Source organism: Flavobacterium sp. CFS9 (assembly GCF_041154745.1).
Lineage (GTDB): Bacteria > Bacteroidota > Bacteroidia > Flavobacteriales > Flavobacteriaceae > Flavobacterium.
In genome coordinates this window covers 4,296,500-4,315,010 of the sequence record NZ_AP031573.1, presented here as the reverse complement: position 1 = coordinate 4,315,010, position 18,511 = coordinate 4,296,500, and the positions used below count along the sequence as shown (strand labels likewise).

The window sequence follows — 18,511 nt, the reverse complement described above, 5'->3', positions numbered from 1 at the left end:
TATGTTTTTAAGAGTTGCCCGACATACCGATAATATTGAAAAAATAGCTAATTTTTATATCAATGTCCTTGGTTTTGAACTTTTGGGCAGCTTTGAGAAACATAAAGATTACGATGGTGTATTTGTTGGAATGCCACAATCCGACTGGCATTTCGAATTTACACAATCAAAAGTAAAAGCAAATCATACGTTTGATGAGGACGACGTTATTGTACTTTATCCAAAGTCAATTATCGATTACAACGAATTGATAGACAGAATTGAACGCAATAACATCTCAATCTTAACTGCAACCAACCCTTTCTGGAACGAGAATGGAAAAATGTTCTTAGATCCTGACGGTTATCGCATTGTGATATCACCTTTGAAAGCAGTGATTGATCAGATTAATTAAAAATACAGATTAAAATAATGGCAGAAACACATAAAAAAATCCTGTTCAAATATTACAGCACTTATCTGGAAGAAATAGTCTCAGAAACCATGTGGGCAGAGATTTTGGACTCGGAGAAAGGTCTTTTTAAACTGGATAATATTCCTTTTTTCGGTCCTTTAATTGCTACAGATGATATTTTCAGGGCAGAATATGATGAAAATGAAAAGTGTTTCATCCATAAAGAAACCATAGAACATTCGGGAAACTCGATTGTACAGGTTCTTATTCTTGAAAAAGAATTTGATAAAGAAATCATACGCGAAAAATTAAAAGCAATTAATTGTTTGTCAGAAGGATTAAACAATACTTTTCTTTCAGTGGAAATTCTAAAAAACACAGATTATTCGATTGTAAAGAATTTATTGTCAGAATATGAAGCAAATGCTATAATTGAATTTGCCGAGCCTTGTTTATCAGACAAACACAGAACTGATTTATTAAAAAATTAATACCCAACTCAACTTAGAATGAAAACTGTAAAAATTGTAGGTGTTCCTGAGCACTTCAATTTACCATGGCAAATGTGCATTGAAAATGGTGAATTTGAAGCCGAAAATATTGATTTGCAATGGAAAGACATTCCGGAAGGAACCGGTAAAATGTGCCAGATGCTTCGCAATGATGAAGCGGACATTGCCGTTATTCTGACCGAGGGTATTCTAAAAGATATTGCAGCGGGAAATCCAAGTAAGATTGTTCAGATTTACGTACAGTCTCCTTTAATTTGGGGAATTCATGTTGCTGCAAAATCAGATTTTGAAACCGTGAAAGATCTTAAAGATAAAAAAGCAGCCATTTCAAGATTAGGTTCAGGATCTCAGTTAATGGCTTACGTGAATGCACATGAGCAAGGATGGAAAACCGATAATTTACAGTTTGAAATTATAAATACGATTGATGGTGCTGTTGAAGCTTTGACTAACGGAACTGCCGATTATTTTATGTGGGAGCGTTTTATGACCAAGCCACTGGTTGATAAAGGTATTTTCAGAAGAGTCGGTGACTGCCCTACTCCATGGCCATCGTTTGTAATTGCCGTCAGAGACGAGTTTTTGAAAAAGAACCCAGAAATTGTCGAGCAGATACTGGAGATCATCAATAGAACAACTCAGGATTTTGCTCAGATTCCGAATATTGACAAAACTCTGGCAGGGCTTTTCAATCAAAAACAAGAAGACATTCGGGAGTGGTTAAAATTAACCCAATGGTCTCAGAAGCCACTGACAGAGAAAGCTTTTATCAAAATTCAAAATCAGTTATTTGATCTGGGAATTATTGAGAAAAAAAGTACTTTTGTTGAAACCGTAAAAGCGCTGTAAAAACTGCTTTTGAATCTTATGATAAAATTTCCTAAAATTGACTTTCCACAATTAAAATCCAAATTACAGGTGAAATCACCCTGGGACAGGATTATTATTATGCTGTTGAGTCTTTTAATTACGGTTCCAATTTTTATCATATTACACCAAAACCTGATCGATTTACAATGGGCATTCAATTTAGATCGTGTTTTGATTTTTGTACTGGTTTTTACTGCAATTTTCTTTCTTCTGATGTTGCTCAGAACCATTATCATACTCTGTATCGCGGTATATTTATTAGTATTGTTCTACGGATCGGTGATTGGAAATTACGGCTTCAGTGAAATCTCCGAAGATTACAATTCGATGATTTACACCATGTCTGACAATCCGTTTCCACAGGATATTATTGTGGCAAAACTGCTTCCGTTTCCTAATAAATCCAAAATTATCAATGCAATAGAGTACCAGAATCCAAAGGTTCGAAATTTTGCTATTATGGCCACCTCTAAACATTTTAAAGGAATAAAAGGCTATTCGGATTACAGAACCATTATTCAGTGTTTTGCCGTCTTTAAGGAAATCAACAGCCGTTGGAATTATGTTAATGATCCCAAAGAAGGAGATTATATTGCAACTGCGAGCGAATCTTTAGAATACTTTTCAGGCGATTGCGACGATCATTCGATTCTGATGGCCGCAGCAGTTCGATCAATTGGCGGAACTCCCCGACTGATTCATACTAAAGGGCATATTTACCCTGAAATACTTATCGGTTCCACAATCGACCTGGAAAAAGTAAATTACCTCATCAAAAATGTACTTTTTGTAAAAGAAAGTTACGGCAAAAAAATTCACTACCACATAGACGAACGCGGGCAGGTATGGATGAACCTGGACTATACGGCCAAATATCCGGGCGGACCTTTTATGTACGAAGAAATTCTGGGAGAGTTAACCTTAAACTAGTTTTTCCGAAGCTTTCCAGGCACAAAACCTTTTAGATTTATGGGTTTTCCACGTGTGATAGTAATTTTATAAATATTTGATTTTTAGATTTTTAATTAGAATAAATTTTGTAATTTTCTGTAGTTTAACATATAACCACAAAATCATGAAAAAATCTAAATTATTTATCTTCGCAATTGCATTACTGGCTGTATTAATGATTTCATGTCATAAAGGTCGAAATAAATTGGTGAACTCCTGGAAAATTACTGCTGTAGAGCCTAAATTACCAATTTCAGATTCTATGAAAAATGTAATTCTAACCCAAGGCACACTTACATTTACAGAAGACGGACATGTTACCGGATTTCTTACTTAGGAAATTAATGATGGTACTTATGCTTTAACAAAAGGTGGTAAAAATTTAGTAATAAAGGATGAAACCGGCACTCCATACCCTTGTGAAAGTATCATAACAGAAGATCAGCTGACGCTGGACAGTAAAGAAATGAAAATTACCCTCAAAAAAATATAATGTTTTACAGCTTAAAGCAATAAAACCACTCTTTTATAAACCGGAAAGAGTGGTTTTTTATTTGGAGCTCAACTCCAAAAACTCTTTAACCAATAAAGATACTTCTGAAAGTGAATTCTTTCATAAACATAATACTTTTTTGAATCAAACTATTGTAGTTTAAGATTTTAAGTCTAACTTTAATGACCCAAAACTAATAAACCCCAATAGAACCTATGACTTTAAATTCGAAAAAAATATTCCTGATCGACGGTTTAGGAGCCTTATTCTCTACCCTTTTGTTAGGCGTAGTATTGGTTGAACTGGAAATGTACTTCGGCGTTCCCCAAAAAACACTCTATCTTCTTGCTGTATTAGCCTGCCTGCTTATGGCATCTTCATTTGCGAGTTACTGGTTTGCGAATGAGAACTGGCGCGGCTGTCTAAAAATTATTGCTTTTGCAAACCTGTTATATTGTGGCATCACAGCAGGGCTGTTACTCTATCTTTATACTCACCTCACCTATTTAGCGGTATTCTATTTCCTTGTGGAAATTGCAATTATACTCTTTCTTGCCCGTATGGAATTTAAAATTGCAAACCGTTAACTTCTGATCTGCTGTACGATTTCATCGCTCGGAAGTCTTAAAAACACTGATAATCTTGTAATTGCAATAGAATATTTTTAAAAAAAGTTGTTCAAAATTTTGCGCAGTCAAATAACTGCATTATATTTGCTGTCAAATAACTGCATAATGGAAATTCGTAGAGATGTATTTCAGGCAATTGCCGACCCTACCCGCAGGGCAATCTTAAGCTTAGTAGCTATTCAGTCAATGACTCCGGGGGTTATTGCTGAAAATTTTAATTCTTCCAGACAAACCATTTCAAAACACATTCAAATATTAACCGAATGTGAACTCCTGGAGCAAACACAAAATGGAAGAGAAATTTATTACGTGACTAACGCCCGAAAAATGAAAGAAGTTGCTGATTTTATTGAACCGTTTCGTCAAATGTGGGACGATCGTTTTAATAAACTGGAAAGTATCATGAAAAACTATAAACCGAAAGAATAACTTAATTATGGAACGAAAAACGAAAATTACTGCCGAAGAAGGTCAGCAGGATTTGCTAATTACAAGAGAATTTGATCTTCCTCTAAAATTATTGTTCATGGCTTATACCGAGGCCGAAATAGTTGAGCAATGGATGGGAACCAAAGTAATACAACTCGAAAACAAGAAGTATGGCAGCTGGCAATTTGAAACTTCAGATCCTAAGGGAAATGTTGTTTTTAAAGCTAACGGAGTTGTTCATGAGTTTTTTCCGGAGCAGAAAATTACGCGAACATTTGAAATGGAGAACTCTCCTTTTCCAGTTCAGCTTGAATTTCTTGAATTTGAGGCGATAACAGAAGAAACCAGTCAGTTAAAAATGCATATTATTTACCGCTCTGCTGCACTTAGAGATCAGATGTTAAAACTACCTTTTGCTCAGGGAATCAATATGGCACACAACAGATTACAAGAATTTGTTGCTAAAAGACTAAACTAACATAAGCTAACTTAAACTAAACTATAAAACCATGAAAAAAAGAGACAAAATTATCTATTGGGTTGCTACATTATGGCTGGCACTGGGAATGACTGCAACCGGAATTGTACAAATGCTAAAAATAAAAGAACAGGAAGGCATGATACAGCATTTAGGATTTCCAATATACTTTCTGACACTGATTGGCATTTGGAAATTATTAGGTACTGTGGCCATCTTAATTCCTAAATTTCCATTACTAAAAGAATGGGCTTATGCCGGCTTTTTCTTTACGATGACGGGGGCAATTTTTTCACATTTAGTTGTCGGAGATCATCCAAAAGAACTATTCGGTCCGGTATTACTAATTGTTTTGACTATTGTATCCTGGTACTTCAGGCCTTTAGAAAGAAAAGTGATTTTAGCGAATTAGTCTAATTCTACCCATAACAGTGAAACTATTACAATCAAAACATTTAGCTTCTAAAAAAATTAAACCCAAATGAAAAACAAACTATCAACAGAACAAAGCGAAGAATTATTGAAAGTATTACAAATTCGTTTTGAAAATAATACGAAGAGACACCCAGGTCTCGTATGGGACAATGTTCAGCAAAAATTAGAGACGAATCCTGCGAAACTCTGGTCACTCGACGAGATGGAAAGAACCGAAGGCGAACCGGATGTTGTTGGATTTGACGAAAAAACGGGAGAATTTATTTTCTTCGATTGTGCTGCCGAAAGTCCGAAAGGCCGCAGAAGTCTGTGTTTTGATCATGAGGCACTGGAGAAAAGAAAAGAACACAAACCTGCCGGAAGTGCTGTAAATATGGCCGAAGAGATGGGAATTGAACTTTTAGATGAAGTACAGTACAAAGAACTTCAGAAACTGGGTAAGTTTGATACCAAAACCTCAAGCTGGATTGCAACACCTTCCGAAATTCGCAAACTGGGTGGTGCGCTGTTCTCTGATTTTCGATACAATACCGTATTCGTCTATCATAATGGCGCCGAATCTTATTATGCTGCCAGAGGCTTTAGAGGTTCTTTGAGAGTTTAAAAGGTAAGGGAGATCCAAAAAAGTATGAACTTCCTCTTATTATGTTACTAATTTAAATCTTTACTTTAGTTCGACGCGGATAAAACAGATTTACTTCGTAAAAACGCGGATAAAAACAGATTTTTTCCTCATTTAAAAGATTTTTAAATTTTTAGACCTTTGAATCAGTTCTTATGAGCGTTGAATTAAGACGTATATTTTTTTGCCAATTAATTATGCTTTTGGATTATAATTCAATCTAAATTATTATAAAAACAAGGCTGTCCATACTTTTCGGACAGCCTTGTTTTTATTCCCTAAGAATCTTTTCCATTTTTCTTCCTTTGGCAATTTCATCAATTAATTTGTCCAGATAACGCATTTTTTGAATTAATGGATCTTCAATCTCCTCTACCCGATATCCACAGATAACTCCGCTAATTTTGGATGCATTAGGGTTGATTTCCGGAGCTTCAGCAAAGAAAGTCTGAAAGTCGACTTTTTTCTCAATTTGTTCTTTAATTTGCTCATCACTATATCCCGTAAGCCATTTAATTACAGTATCCAGTTCTTCTTTCGTCCTTCCTTTTTTTTCGACTTTTTGAATATATAAAGGATATACGCTGGAAAATAGTATTTTGTAAATTCTTTCCGTTTTCATTGTAATATGATTTTGCTAGAAATGCGTTTATGTAAATATAAATAAAAGCGCATAGAATAAAAATACAAGCAATATTTAATACCTTAGAGTCTCGAAAAAAATCGAGTAACTTAATCTTTTTTCTATGGAAAATCAAAACAATAAAACACCAAAAGTAACGGGAGTTGGAGGTATTTTCTTTTTTTCAGAAAACCCAAAGGAAACCAGAGAGTGGTACGCCAAAAACTTAGGAATAGAAGTTAACGATTGGGGATCTACTTTTGAATCCAGAAAAATAGATGATCCTGAGATTGTTGAATCTCTTCAATGGAGCCCGTTTAAAAAGGATGACGCGTATTTCTCTCCTTCCAAAAAAGAGTTTATGATCAATTATCGCGTTCAACATATCGAAGCTCTTGTCCAACAGTTAAAAGAAAACGGTGTAACGGTACTGGATGATATTGCTACTTACGATTATGGAAAGTTTGTGCATATTATGGATACTGACGGTAACAAAATTGAACTTTGGGAACCCGCATAACTTAAAAACTAAACTTTAAATTTAAATCTTACTACAAACACCCGTCTGAATCAATTTAAATGAATTCATTAGTATTGTATTTTGCTAAACTTGGCTTTTCAGAAAAGGACATAGCCGAGTTTTTAAGCTGTATCAAAACACGTCAGTTTTCTGCAAACGAGTTAATTTTAACTAATGGTCAGCTGGAGAATTATTTGTCTTTTATAGATAAGGGAATTGTCCGCTATTTTGTACTTACCAATGACAAGGAAATCACCTTTGATTTTGCCTTCAAAAACTCCTTTTACTGTGCCTACGATTCTTTTTACAACAGAACTCAGACGCAGGTTTACATTCAGGCGCTTACAGATTGCCAATTATACTCTATCTCTTACGATCAGCTCCAGAAACTTTATGACAAATGTGAAACGGCAAAAAAACTGGGTCGCATCGCTACTGAATATTTACTGGACAAAAAAGTAAAAAGGGAACTGAATCTTTTAACCAAAACTCCTCAGGAGCGCTATCAAAGTCTTCTTGAAGAACAGCCTAAATACATTCAGCAGATACCGCTGAAATACCTTGCGTCCTATATTGGTGTTGTTCCGGAAACGCTCAGCAGAATCCGAAAACGCATTTCTTGACGAAAGTCAATTGGTAAAACGGTTATTAAACTCAATTTTGTTCTGCTTTTTAACTTAAAAATCACAACAAAATGAAAGTTACCATTACCCATATTGACACAGCCTGTGTTTTAATTAATATCAATGGATTTAAAATTATTACAGATCCGACACTGGATAAAAAAGACGGCTTTTTTCCACAATATGTAAGCCGTCCGATGGCCTTTTCAAAGAAATACATAGATCCTGCTTTATCAATAGCCGAAATTGGAAAGGTAGATTTGGTTTTATTAAGTCACGATCATCACAGTGATAATTTAGACAAAAACGGCAGGATCTTTATCAAAACAGTGCCTGTTGTTCTCTCGACAAAAGATGCTGTGAAGCGCTTAAAAAACAATAACACCATTGGTCTTGACAACTGGGAGGAATATGCTGTTCAAACTTCAAAAGTGAAAGGTCTGAAAATAACTGCTATACCTGCTCAGCACACCAACATCAAAAGACTGGATAAGGTTATGGGAAAAGTTATTGGTTTTACCATTGAATGGGAGGATCAAACTGGCGGCTGTCTCTATATTTCGGGAGATACCGTACTTTTTGAAGGTTTATTGGAACTGGAGAAAAGAAAGAAGGTTGAGACTGCGATTTTGCATCTTGGAGCAGGAGCTTTTCCTTATTTGAAAAGAAATTTAAGGGTTACTATGAATGGCGAAGAGGCTCTTGAAACAACACGACTTTTAAATCCTTCTACTGTAATACCGATTCATTATGAAGGCTGGTGGCATTTTAAACAATCGGTTAAATCACTGAAAAGTGACATTGAGAAATCGGAATTAAAGGAAAAATTCTTATGGCTGGAAAGCGGAATTGAAACTGCGTTGAAATTTTAGATAGATGTATTTTTCTAAACCGTTAAAGAACTTGTAAAAAAACACTCGTTATTCATCCTTTAACATACTAAACAAAGCTTTAATTCTAAAGATAATTCCTATATTCGCTGATGTGGATGTTAATTTTTAACAACACCAACTAACAATCAGAAAACGCCATAACCTTAAAAAAAAATCATGAAAAAAGTAACTTGTCTGTTTACATTAATGCTCTTTATTTGTTACGCTTCTACTCCTCTTTATTCGCAAATTACATCTGAAAAAATAGATCTTTTAATGCAGGACGCTTTGGAGAAATTTAAAGTGGCCGGGGCCTCAATTGCTGTTGTTAAAGATGGGAAAGTAATTCACCAAAAAGGATATGGTGTTGCCTCTATCGAAACAAAAAAAGCCGTAAATGAAAGCACAAATTTTCAAATAGCTTCTAACAGCAAAGCTTTCACAACTGCAGCACTCTCTATTCTGGAAGACGAAGGCAAATTGAAATGGACAGATAAAGTAAAAGACCATCTTCCAAATTTTAAAATGTATAACGATTATGTTACGGAAAATTTTAACATCCAGGATTTGCTAACACATCGCAGCGGACTTGGATTAGGTGTAGGTGATTTGATGTTTTTCCCCGATGGCTCCAATTTTACAATAAATGATGTTCTGACTAGTTTTCAATATTTTAAACCCGTATCTGCTTTTCGAACTAAGTTTGATTATGACAATTTATTGTATATCGTAGCGGGAGAATTAATTTCTAAAGTAAGTGGTATGGCTTACGAAGATTTTATACAAACCCGAATTATTGATCCTTTGCAAATGAGCAATTCTTTTGCGCAAAGCGACAGGATAAAGGATAAAAGCAATCTGGCGGTGTCACATTCATCAGAATCCGGAACTATAAAACGAATTGATGGATTCGGAATACAGATAAACGGTGCTGCGGGAGGAATCATTTCAAACGTAGCTGATATGGCAAAATGGATGACTTTATGCCTAAATAAAGGACAGTATGGAAGTGACTTGAAATCAACACTATTTTCTGTTAAAAATCATAACGAAATGTGGCGCATCCATACCGTTGAAGAAGTAGATCGTGATCCGAGATATAATTCACATTTTAGCGGTTACGGTCTGGGTTGGGGATTAACTGATGTGAAAGGAAATCTAAAAGTTTCTCATACAGGAGGTTTACCAGGAATGTTATCCATTGTTACGATGTACCCGGATCTAAACTTAGGCATCGTGATTTTAACTAACACCGAGAATGGCGGTGGCGGACTCTTTACTGCCGTTACCAATACTATCTCTGACAGTTATTTAGGCCTGGACGATTTTGGTTGGACCAATAAAATTGTGGAATGGATGAAACATGGCAGAAATAAAGGAGATGACGTTACCAAGAATGTTTGGGAAAAAGTAAAACTGGCAAAAAATGTGAAAGTAAAAAACGAAGACTTTACTGGCGTTTATACTGACAATTGGTTTGGAGAAATTGAAGTATTTGAAAAAAACAAACAGTTATGGTTCAGATCCTATCGTTCACCAAAATTAAATGGCCCTATGGCATTTTATAATGCTAATACATTTGCCATAAAATGGGAATATCAGGCAATGAATTGTGATGCCTTTGCGATGTTTTCACTGGATGAAACCGGTAAAGCACAATCAATTAAAATGAAAGGCATCTCTCCTAATATTGATTTCAGTTTTGACTTTCAGGATCTGGATCTAAAAAGAGTGAATAAGTAAACCTGTTTTTTATACTAAAATTAAAAAAAAGTCCGCAAAGTTTTCTTTATACTTTGCGGACTTTGTGTTTCTCTATTTAATCAAGTAATGCTTTAAGTTTTGATTCCTTCTGGTTAATAATGAAAAGCTGACTTTTATCGTCTAACAATATCTTGTAGTCAAATTCTTTGGTCGCATTGAATTTCCAGTTTTTTAATTCTTTAAAACTGTTTTTAATAAGTTTTAGATTTTCAGCGTTATTTTTAGAAACAATAATCATCTTAGTCAGATTTGATTTTTTCATCTTTTCAAGTGCACTGATGCTCAATTCTGTTTCATCCTCTGATCTGGAACGGTAGCGGTATTTTTGTTTGATGACATCGAAATCTTTTTCATTTTCAGAAATAACATATCGGTAAGCCATAAGATTATTCATTTCGTCTATCCAGTTTGGGAATTTAGCTTCATAGATTTCAATATAACGATCTATAAAACTTTTGTCAATGGCTTTCTTTTGAGAAATATACTCGTTAAGCATAGGATAAGTTTCTTTGGCCATGAGATTGATGTATTTTTTATTGTACCAGTCACCAGTATCTGCTTTTCCATTCAGCTGTTCGTATACATAACCATTGGCCAAGGAAGTTGCCAGCGCTTCGTTAAGCAGATGATAGGCATAATTGCTGTACTTTGACTTGTTCTCTTTGAAGCTGTTGTCGATCATTTTTTTGACTTCCAATGATTGTTCGTTATAGATAATATGATAAGTTTCGTGCAGCATTACACTAAAAAGATCTTTATAATCGTCTAAATCTGTTTGAATCGCGCTGATGAAATTATTATCAAAAGAATTCGCGGTAAAACCTTTAGAATTAGGCAAAGGATAAAATGCGATTTCAAAAGGAATTGAAGTATCCCAACTCGAATTGTAAAAGACTAAACCCATTTCAAAATAACGTTCCAAGTTGTTTTCCTTTGAGTATTTGGTAATTTCAACGAGCTGTTTTTCAAATTTCTCTTTATTGGGATTATATATCAATTCATTGTAAATTGGAGTAAAAGCAGTAATAATTCTCGTAAGATCATTCAACGTTTTGTTGGTTAAAATTCCAATAGTACGTGTTTTAAAATCCCTTAAATTTTCTGTTTCAATTAAGTTTTTTCTCAAAAGATCAAAGGACTGCATTGGTTTTTTAGAACCTTCCGGGAATTCTTCAAATGGATAGCTGTAATCCAATGACAAATGATCAAATTCTGCTGCCAGTTTCTGGAATTCCGCAGTATTGTATTTTGATTTTTGAAACTCGGTTTTAAAAACGTTATCGGGATAGTTTTCGGATAAATTCTGAAGGAAAACGAAAACAGCTAATTGTTCAGAATATTTAATATTAAATACTGCTTTTTGAGCAAAAGACCAATTTGTCAAAGCACAAAGCATAAAGATCAAAAGCTTAATTTTTAAAGTAATTTTCATTATTTCAGTGATTAGAATTTATTCGATAAGAACTAAAAGTAACTCAAAAATAAACAGATGATACACACTCACTATACCCTGTAAAAATTTAACTGCTCTATTATCTTCAATAACTCTCACAATCTCTTTTTAGTATCTAAAGCTTACTATTTTGTACTGGTTATCTTTTGTCTTAAATTTGCAGTCTGTTACAAGACAGCAAAATTTTCAAATGCTGAAGTGTCTAAATTAGGTAAAAAAGTGGGAATACATACGATCGAAAATGCAGAAGGAAACTGGACTATTTGTCGCGAATGTCAGGGACGCGGTAAAAAAAGCCAAAGACTCAGCAAGAAAATACGACTTCAGTATCAGACAGCACTGGAAAACTTTGAGAAATCAAAGAACTCCGGAGTTCCTCCTACTCGTCCTAAAGCGCATCTGAATGTTTGCACGAACTGTGACGGATCGGGATTGATTCCTTCGGAACATCCTACTACTATTGACAAAGAAAACTATCCTCATATCGCTATTATTGGAGCCGGTATCGGAGGAGTAGCATTAGCTGTTGCCTGTCTGCACCGTGGAATTCCTTTTACTCTTTACGAACGCGATACTAACTTTGATGCCCGATCGCAAGGCTATGGTCTCACCTTACAGCAAGCCAGTAAAGCCATTGAAGGATTTGGTATTTTCTCTTTGGAAGAAAAGGTAATTTCAACCAGACATTTAGTTCATACTCCGGAAGGAAAAGTAATCGGGGAATGGGGAATTCGAAAATGGATTCCATCGGATACCAAAACAGCTCCCAAGCGAACGAACATACACATTGCACGACAATATCTGCGATCAGCATTGCTAAAACAACTTGGCAAAAATAATGTAGTACAATGGGGACATCAACTCATCGATTTTACGGAATCAGAAGATCAAAGTATTTCCTTAAACTTTGAAGTAAATGGCGAAATCAAAAACGCTAAAGCTGATCTTGTGGTTGGAGCAGATGGCATTCGCAGTACGGTACGAAAACTGTTAATAGGTGATGAAGTTACTCCTCTACGCTATCTGGGGTGTATTGTGATACTGGGTATTTGTCCTTTAAACGCTTTTGAAACCACTGATACTTCGTTATTGGACTCAGCAACTGTATTTCAAACGGCTAACGGCAATGAACGAATTTATATGATGCCCTATACAGAGGATTCTATAATGTGGCAGCTGAGTTTTCCAATGTCCGAAGACGATGCTAAAATACTGAGTCTACAAGGACCGAAAGCGTTAAAGGAAGAAGCTTGCCGAAGAACACAATGGCACGCCCCTATTCCGCAAATTTTATCGGCTACTTTAGAAGCTCAAATTTCAGGTTATCCGGTATACGACCGCGAATTACTTCGTCCTGAATTATTGGCAAAGAACAAACTGGCCACTTTGATTGGAGATGCCGCACATCCGATGAGCCCTTTCAAAGGACAGGGCGCTAATCAGGCATTGTTAGATGCGCTTTCATTGGCTCACGGAATCGTAAGAGGATGCAGACCGCTATCCAACTGGAGAGATGCAGGAATAAGAGTAAGTGTATTGACTGAATTTGAATCTGAGATGCTTACACGAAGTGCCACCAAAGTAAAAGGTTCTGCCGAAGCCGCGGAATTCCTGCATTCTGAGATTGTTCTTTACAAAGGTGATGAACCCCGAGGAAGATGCTTAAAGAATAAATAAGCCTATTGGCTATTGGTTTTTGTATCTTTTTTTCTCGCAGATTTTGCAGATCAAGCAGGTTTTTCTTTATAACCTATATATTTTAAACTAAAAAAAGGAGCCACTTTTCAATGACTCCTTTTCGATATTCAATTTAAGTATTATTGAATTCTTTTTACAGAAAGCTTGTCCAAACAGAAATAAGCTGCAGTATTCATTCCGTATACCGGGTGTGAATCTGTTGAAGCCATTTGGAAAACCAGGTATTTTACATCTCCTAAACCTTGAAGCGCCGTAGTGTTCACGTTTACCCATCCTGTTGGCATCACCAAAGAACCTCCTGTGTAATCAGCCAATGATTGTGTAATTGGTGCTGTAATAGTTCCGCTTGAATCTACTCCGTAAATTAACAATTCAAAATGATCTCCTGATGAAAATGCCTGAGCAAAACCGTCTCCATACAAACAACCATAATAAGGCCACGGGTGCATGTTGATTTTTAATCCTTTTACATTATATAATCCTGTGTTTCCAATTTTAATCCAGTTAGAGAAGCTTGCCTCGCTGAAAGTAGTTCCCTGTGGATTTTTAGGATCTGTATAACTTGACCAATACGCTACGATGTACGGGTCTCCTGTTGTACCTGGAGTACCCGCTGAAATTGTAGAAGAAGTTCCGAAACCGCTTCCTGCCATAGTACCCCATTGATTGGCTACCCAACCGTTAGATCCGCCGGTACCTGCTCCTGAACCGTAATTTGTAATATCATTTACATTGGATACGATAAAACCATCCCAATAGTTGTAACCTGATGATGTTCCGCTATGTGAAAATTTAAAGATGTCAACTGTTAAATTGGTATTGGCTACATAGGTATTTTGCCAATACTTCCCTCCTGTTGTTGATGTTCCGCTGGTTAGTAGAGAACTTGTCAGGTTAAGCGTAGTAGTTGTTCCTACTGAAGGATCGGTCACTGCGCTTTTAGCAGTTAAGCCTGAGCTTTTTACCGCTGCACTACCGCTTTCGTTATTTAATAGATTTTCATCATTACTACAGGACGAAAGCCCCAGCATCAAACCTACTGTCAAAAAATAAAGTACTTTTTTCATGATTTATAAAAATTTTGGATTAATATTCTTGGTTGATTAATAAACAGTTCTATTCCTGCTTTTCGATTATTTACCTGCAGCAAAATTCAAATCTTCTGCCTGTTTGAAGGAATTCGTCACTAAATCCAGTGCACCAATCTCAGTAAATGTTGGTACGTATACTTTCACAAAGTCTACTCCCGGAAGATGTACTTTATTGCCATTGCTGTCTACAGCCCAGCTAATGTCTATCGAAGGATCTTTGATTCCGCCATAGCCCCATTCAAAAGTTCCAACATTGAATGCTGTACCTTCTCCATCGCTAATATCTTTTGTAGCCAAATTGACTTTTGTTCCCTTTAGCGTATAAGAATCACCAAGCCATTGCGGATAATAATTATAACGTTTCCATTTTTTTGTTCTGGTGATAAAACCTGAAGCACTTTTATTATTGGCCCATTTCAGATATTCTTTGTCAAATTGCCAGTCGTACTTTCCTGCTACGGCAGTTTTATTTGGATCCGGCTTGTAGTACGTCACCTCATAGTTCTTAACTGTAGTCGATTTATAATATTCACTTCCGGCTATTTCGTACCACTCATTGTCCTCTGCAGTTCCGTTTTTGTTCGCATCATAAGCAACCATAATACTCACAGGAGAAAACTTTGAAGCGTTCGTAACGGTATTCATCTGAACTGTAAAATCACGTTTACCATAAACATTAATCACTGTATGGTCGAATTTTGTCACGATATAACCTCCGAAAGTTCCCAAATCAACTAGAGATCCGTCGGCCAAAATAGCTTGTGCATTCTCTATTGCTTCCGCTTTCGTTGCAAACTCAAAACCGTCATTGTTATAATGCGGTGCCGGTACATAATCGATAATTGAAAGTGCTTTCGAAGTATATGTTTTACCGGTTTCGGCAACTGTAACTTTTGTCGAAGCCTGTTTTACCAGCTTATTCAGTGTTACGGTGAAATCTACAACGTAGCTCAGTGCTTTTGGTGCTATAAACTTTAAGGTCTTACTGTCGCCAATAACAGAATCTTTAGCTACTCCGTCTTTTCCGGTTACTTTTAAGGTCCATTTGTATTGAGCAACAGCGTCATTTGGGTTTTCTATTGTTACTTCCGGATCAATCGCTACAACATTGTATCGCTCCGTTGCAAAATCTGCCTGCAATTTTATAGTAAGAGACGGATCTTTAACCGGCTCCGGTTTAGGTTCTTCAATTACAGGCTCCGGCTTTGCATCATCGTTACTGCAATTATAAAAAGAGCAAACGATGGCGAGGTATAAACTATATTTTAAAAACTTTTTCATATTCTAATCTTCTTACTTTTTTAGATTGTATTTTTTAATTATTTGAAGATCTGCAGCTCCCGAGAATCGTGTAGCCATAGACGATTGCTGGTGGCAAAGTCCCATTGGCTCGCTTACACAGTTCACTACTTTAATAAAATGAATTCCCGGAAGATTTGCTTTATTTCCATTCTTATCAACTGCCCAGTCGATATCAATATCAGGATTTTTAGCATTGACATACCCCCATTCCGGAGCCTCAAAATTCCACAAAGTAGTTTGCCCCGGACGTACCGCTGCAAAATTGACATTTAACTTCGTTCCTTCGTAAGTAGCTGTATTTTGAGTATCCCAGGCCGGATAATACTCTTTCTTCGTTTTTGACCTTGGTAAAAAATAGGTTTGAGATTGGTTGTTCTCACAATAAATATGTTCACGATCTAAAAAAGGATCATTTGGACCGCTTACTACTACTTTTTTACCCGCCGCAGGTTTGTTATAGGTAATTTTAAAATTCTTGATCGTATTTTCTTTCGCGTGCTGACTTCCTATAATTTCATACCATTCGTCTTCATCAGGTTTTCCGTTAGCATTTTTATCATAAGCGACGTAAATTAAACCCGGAGCCGGAGGATTGGCTTTATCTGTTAAATCAGCACCGTAAACTCTGAAGTCTTTTTTTCCTGAAAGATTAACCACCATATGATCAAATCCAACCACAATTGAACCTCCAAAACCTCCTAAATCGATTGGATATCCTACACTAGTTTCACTTATTCTTCCCAATGCTACTCTCATAACATCGGCTTTTGCAAATCCGTCTTTGTATAAATCATTGGCAAACATTCCGGGTGCCGGAGTAAAATCCTGAATACTTGTTATATACGGATTGTAATTTTGAGTCTCATTTATTACATTGACAATGGTAGCACTTGTTCCTTTTTTGTCACCTTCAGTAACATTTAAGGTTAGTTCGTATGCACCCGGATATAAAGCAACAAATCGCAGATCTTTAGTCGTTCCTACAATCGAATCTTTAGTCTGATTAACCGGATTCTTTTTAAGCACCCATTGATAATTCGGATTACTTGTTTCAGCTGAAGCTGTAATATTCAAAACTTTAAAGGTGTTTACTTCAAATTTGTCCTGAAGCTTTACTGCTATTGGTATGGCGAGTCCTTCTCCGGTATTGGCATCATTTTTATCGTCATCGCTACATCCGGTAAATGCCGCCGCAAAAGCCAATACTAATAAATAGGCAAAGTTTTTTTTCATAATTCCTGATATAATAATTTAGTTTAATACACTTTTGAATGGGTTATCGCGTAGGAATGCTTTCTCCTGAAAGATGCAAATCTGTTGCTCCCATTATTTCGGTCGAAGTCTCTCCGAGCCATCCCGCCTGCTGATTAAGCCCATTGTACACTTTCACAAAATCAATCCCGGGAAGTATTACTTTGTTTCCCTTTTCGTCCACAGCCCAGTTGATATCTATTCCCGAATCATCGTCATTGTTTGGAGCATTGTCTGCATATCCGTATAAAAAAGCATACTGCACAAAATAACTTCCCGTCCCGCTTTCATCCACTGCGTTATCGGGTAATCTTGTTCCTTTATAGGTGATAGAAGATTGATCTCTAAGCCATTTTGGCCAGTAATCTAAAGAATGATTGTAAGCGTTATTTTGTACCAGATAACCGTTTTTCCCCTGATTGTCTTTCCAAAAAATATACTCCATATCCACAAAACCTACTGTACCCGTAGTTCCTCCCGGCACTGGAATTTTATTGGGGTCAGGTCGGTAATAGGTAATTTCATAATTCTGAATCGTTTTCGGCATCTTATGTCCGCCGCCTTCTATCTCGTACCACTGATCATCCGGAAGTCCGTTTTTATTTTTATCGTAAGCAACCATAATTACTCCTGCTTCACTGCTTCCGCCGCGCATGATACTGTTCGGATTTGGATTAGCCTCTGCCCAGAATGCATTTCCCAAAACTCTAAAATCACGTTTGCCCTTGACATTAACGATGGTATGATCGAACCCAAAAACAACATAACCACCAAAAGCCCCCAATGAAATCAAATCACCATTTTTCTTGGCCAGATAAGTATTGGCTCTTGATAAAATCTTTTCAGGAGTATCTCCATCATTGGCTATAGGCAGATCATTCACAAACTGCCCCGGAGCCGGTTTAAATTCAAATACTTTTGAGATGTAGGTTTTATACTCCTTCGTTTCTTTTGTAACGGTAACGGCTACTTTTTGCGTTTGTATACTTCCTTTGTTATTTACAGTTACGGCCAGTTCATACATTCCTGTTTCTGTTGCTGCAAAAAGGACTTCTTTCTCTGCTGTATTGCTTAGTGCATAACTTTCTGAGGGTGCTTTGGTAACACTCCAGTTGTAAATAGCTTCTGTCGTTGCGCTGATTGTGGGATTTAAAGCCACAATTGCAAATCGCTGCGTAGTAAAAGCTAAATCTGAACTAACAGGCGGCGGATTGCTATTTTCATTTGATGCATTATCATCAGAACAATTGGTTAAGGTGAGTACTGCAATAAGCAACAATAAGGATTGGAAGTTTTTGAAGATAGTGTGGTACATGTGGTATTGTTTAAGTTTGTAGTAGCAAAAGCGAGCGGAATTGAAGAAATAATGAACGAAGTTTTAGTTAAAATCTTCAATAGGGAGTAATGTTATTCTTATAATCGTTAGACAAACCGGGATCGTCAAGCGTACCCGAATGGTATTTCTTTTTTATGGGAAGAGGATTAAAGTAAGGGAAGACACC

Annotated in this window: 21 protein-coding genes; 15 read left to right on the top strand and 6 right to left on the bottom strand. The window is 36.3% G+C overall.

The genetic code is table 11. From position 1 onward, the window contains the following. Nucleotide 1 precedes the first annotated feature (1 nt). The 10 genes from ACAM30_RS18175 to ACAM30_RS18130 all read left to right on the top strand — a co-directional run bounded on the left by ACAM30_RS18175 (nt 2) and on the right by ACAM30_RS18130 (nt 5,795). A complete protein-coding gene (locus ACAM30_RS18175; RefSeq protein ID WP_369615981.1) occupies nt 2-394 on the top strand; it encodes a VOC family protein in 393 nt (130 codons plus the stop codon). A gap of 17 nt (nt 395-411) precedes the next feature. Further along, complete coding sequence (locus ACAM30_RS18170) at nt 412-885, top strand: DUF4265 domain-containing protein (RefSeq protein WP_369615980.1); 474 nt, start codon at nt 412-414, stop codon at nt 883-885. Between the two features lie 18 nt (nt 886-903). After that, nucleotides 904-1,755, top strand: coding sequence for a substrate-binding domain-containing protein (locus ACAM30_RS18165; RefSeq protein WP_369615979.1), 852 nt, complete (start codon nt 904-906; stop codon nt 1,753-1,755). An 18-nt stretch (nt 1,756-1,773) separates the two neighbouring features. Beyond that, a complete protein-coding gene (locus tag ACAM30_RS18160) occupies nt 1,774-2,706 on the top strand; it encodes a transglutaminase (RefSeq protein ID WP_369615978.1) in 933 nt (310 codons plus the stop codon). A gap of 145 nt (nt 2,707-2,851) precedes the next feature. Continuing rightward, complete coding sequence (locus tag ACAM30_RS18155) at nt 2,852-3,064, top strand: hypothetical protein (protein ID WP_369615977.1); 213 nt, start codon at nt 2,852-2,854, stop codon at nt 3,062-3,064. Between the two features lie 371 nt (nt 3,065-3,435). Then, nucleotides 3,436-3,807, top strand: a complete 372-nt coding sequence (locus ACAM30_RS18150) for a hypothetical protein (protein ID WP_369615976.1) — start codon at nt 3,436-3,438, stop codon at nt 3,805-3,807. 147 nt (nt 3,808-3,954) lie between these two features. After that, nucleotides 3,955-4,278 (top strand): helix-turn-helix transcriptional regulator, encoded by a 324-nt coding sequence (locus ACAM30_RS18145; protein WP_017498276.1) that lies wholly within the window; start codon nt 3,955-3,957, stop codon nt 4,276-4,278. Nucleotides 4,279-4,285: 7 nt separating this feature from the next. Beyond that, nucleotides 4,286-4,756, top strand: a complete 471-nt coding sequence (locus ACAM30_RS18140; protein ID WP_369615975.1) for an SRPBCC domain-containing protein — start codon at nt 4,286-4,288, stop codon at nt 4,754-4,756. Nucleotides 4,757-4,787: 31 nt separating this feature from the next. Beyond that, entirely contained in the window at nt 4,788-5,168 is a 381-nt protein-coding gene (locus tag ACAM30_RS18135) for a DoxX family protein (RefSeq protein WP_369615974.1), read from the top strand. Nucleotides 5,169-5,237: 69 nt separating this feature from the next. Continuing rightward, complete coding sequence (locus ACAM30_RS18130) at nt 5,238-5,795, top strand: DUF4256 domain-containing protein (protein WP_369615973.1); 558 nt, start codon at nt 5,238-5,240, stop codon at nt 5,793-5,795. A gap of 289 nt (nt 5,796-6,084) precedes the next feature. On the opposite strand, the gene ACAM30_RS18125 is transcribed toward ACAM30_RS18130, so the two are convergent. Then, nucleotides 6,085-6,435, bottom strand: a complete 351-nt coding sequence (locus ACAM30_RS18125) for a DUF2200 domain-containing protein (RefSeq protein ID WP_369615972.1) — start codon at nt 6,433-6,435, stop codon at nt 6,085-6,087. A 124-nt stretch (nt 6,436-6,559) separates the two neighbouring features. On the opposite strand from ACAM30_RS18125, the gene ACAM30_RS18120 reads away from it, so the two are divergent. The 4 genes from ACAM30_RS18120 to ACAM30_RS18105 all read left to right on the top strand — a co-directional run bounded on the left by ACAM30_RS18120 (nt 6,560) and on the right by ACAM30_RS18105 (nt 10,193). Further along, entirely contained in the window at nt 6,560-6,955 is a 396-nt protein-coding gene (locus ACAM30_RS18120) for a VOC family protein (protein WP_369615971.1), read from the top strand. 59 nt (nt 6,956-7,014) lie between these two features. Further along, the gene (locus ACAM30_RS18115) at nt 7,015-7,578 is read left to right on the top strand and encodes a Crp/Fnr family transcriptional regulator (RefSeq protein ID WP_369615970.1); all 564 of its coding nucleotides are present in this window, start codon (nt 7,015-7,017) and stop codon (nt 7,576-7,578) included. A gap of 71 nt (nt 7,579-7,649) precedes the next feature. Next, on the top strand, nt 7,650-8,450 hold the full coding sequence (locus ACAM30_RS18110) for an MBL fold metallo-hydrolase (RefSeq protein WP_369615969.1): 801 nt from the start codon (nt 7,650-7,652) through the stop codon (nt 8,448-8,450). A gap of 177 nt (nt 8,451-8,627) precedes the next feature. Then, the gene (locus ACAM30_RS18105; RefSeq protein ID WP_369615968.1) at nt 8,628-10,193 is read left to right on the top strand and encodes a serine hydrolase; all 1,566 of its coding nucleotides are present in this window, start codon (nt 8,628-8,630) and stop codon (nt 10,191-10,193) included. A gap of 76 nt (nt 10,194-10,269) precedes the next feature. Here the strand turns inward: ACAM30_RS18105 and ACAM30_RS18100 are convergent, their stop codons facing one another. Continuing rightward, complete coding sequence (locus tag ACAM30_RS18100; protein ID WP_369615967.1) at nt 10,270-11,646, bottom strand: hypothetical protein; 1,377 nt, start codon at nt 11,644-11,646, stop codon at nt 10,270-10,272. A gap of 246 nt (nt 11,647-11,892) precedes the next feature. On the opposite strand from ACAM30_RS18100, the gene ACAM30_RS18095 reads away from it, so the two are divergent. Then, a complete protein-coding gene (locus ACAM30_RS18095) occupies nt 11,893-13,344 on the top strand; it encodes an FAD-dependent oxidoreductase (RefSeq protein ID WP_369618665.1) in 1,452 nt (483 codons plus the stop codon). A gap of 140 nt (nt 13,345-13,484) precedes the next feature. Here the strand turns inward: ACAM30_RS18095 and ACAM30_RS18090 are convergent, their stop codons facing one another. The 4 genes from ACAM30_RS18090 to ACAM30_RS18075 form a co-directional block, all read right to left on the bottom strand. After that, nucleotides 13,485-14,432, bottom strand: a complete 948-nt coding sequence (locus tag ACAM30_RS18090) for a DUF4465 domain-containing protein (RefSeq protein ID WP_369615966.1) — start codon at nt 14,430-14,432, stop codon at nt 13,485-13,487. A gap of 66 nt (nt 14,433-14,498) precedes the next feature. Then, complete coding sequence (locus ACAM30_RS18085; protein ID WP_369615965.1) at nt 14,499-15,737, bottom strand: hypothetical protein; 1,239 nt, start codon at nt 15,735-15,737, stop codon at nt 14,499-14,501. Nucleotides 15,738-15,749: 12 nt separating this feature from the next. After that, complete coding sequence (locus ACAM30_RS18080) at nt 15,750-16,991, bottom strand: hypothetical protein (protein ID WP_369615964.1); 1,242 nt, start codon at nt 16,989-16,991, stop codon at nt 15,750-15,752. Between the two features lie 43 nt (nt 16,992-17,034). Beyond that, nucleotides 17,035-18,324 carry a cell surface protein gene (locus tag ACAM30_RS18075; protein WP_369615963.1) on the bottom strand — a complete coding sequence of 430 codons (1,290 nt, stop codon included), beginning with the start codon at nt 18,322-18,324 and terminating at the stop codon, nt 17,035-17,037. Nucleotides 18,325-18,511 lie beyond the last annotated feature (187 nt).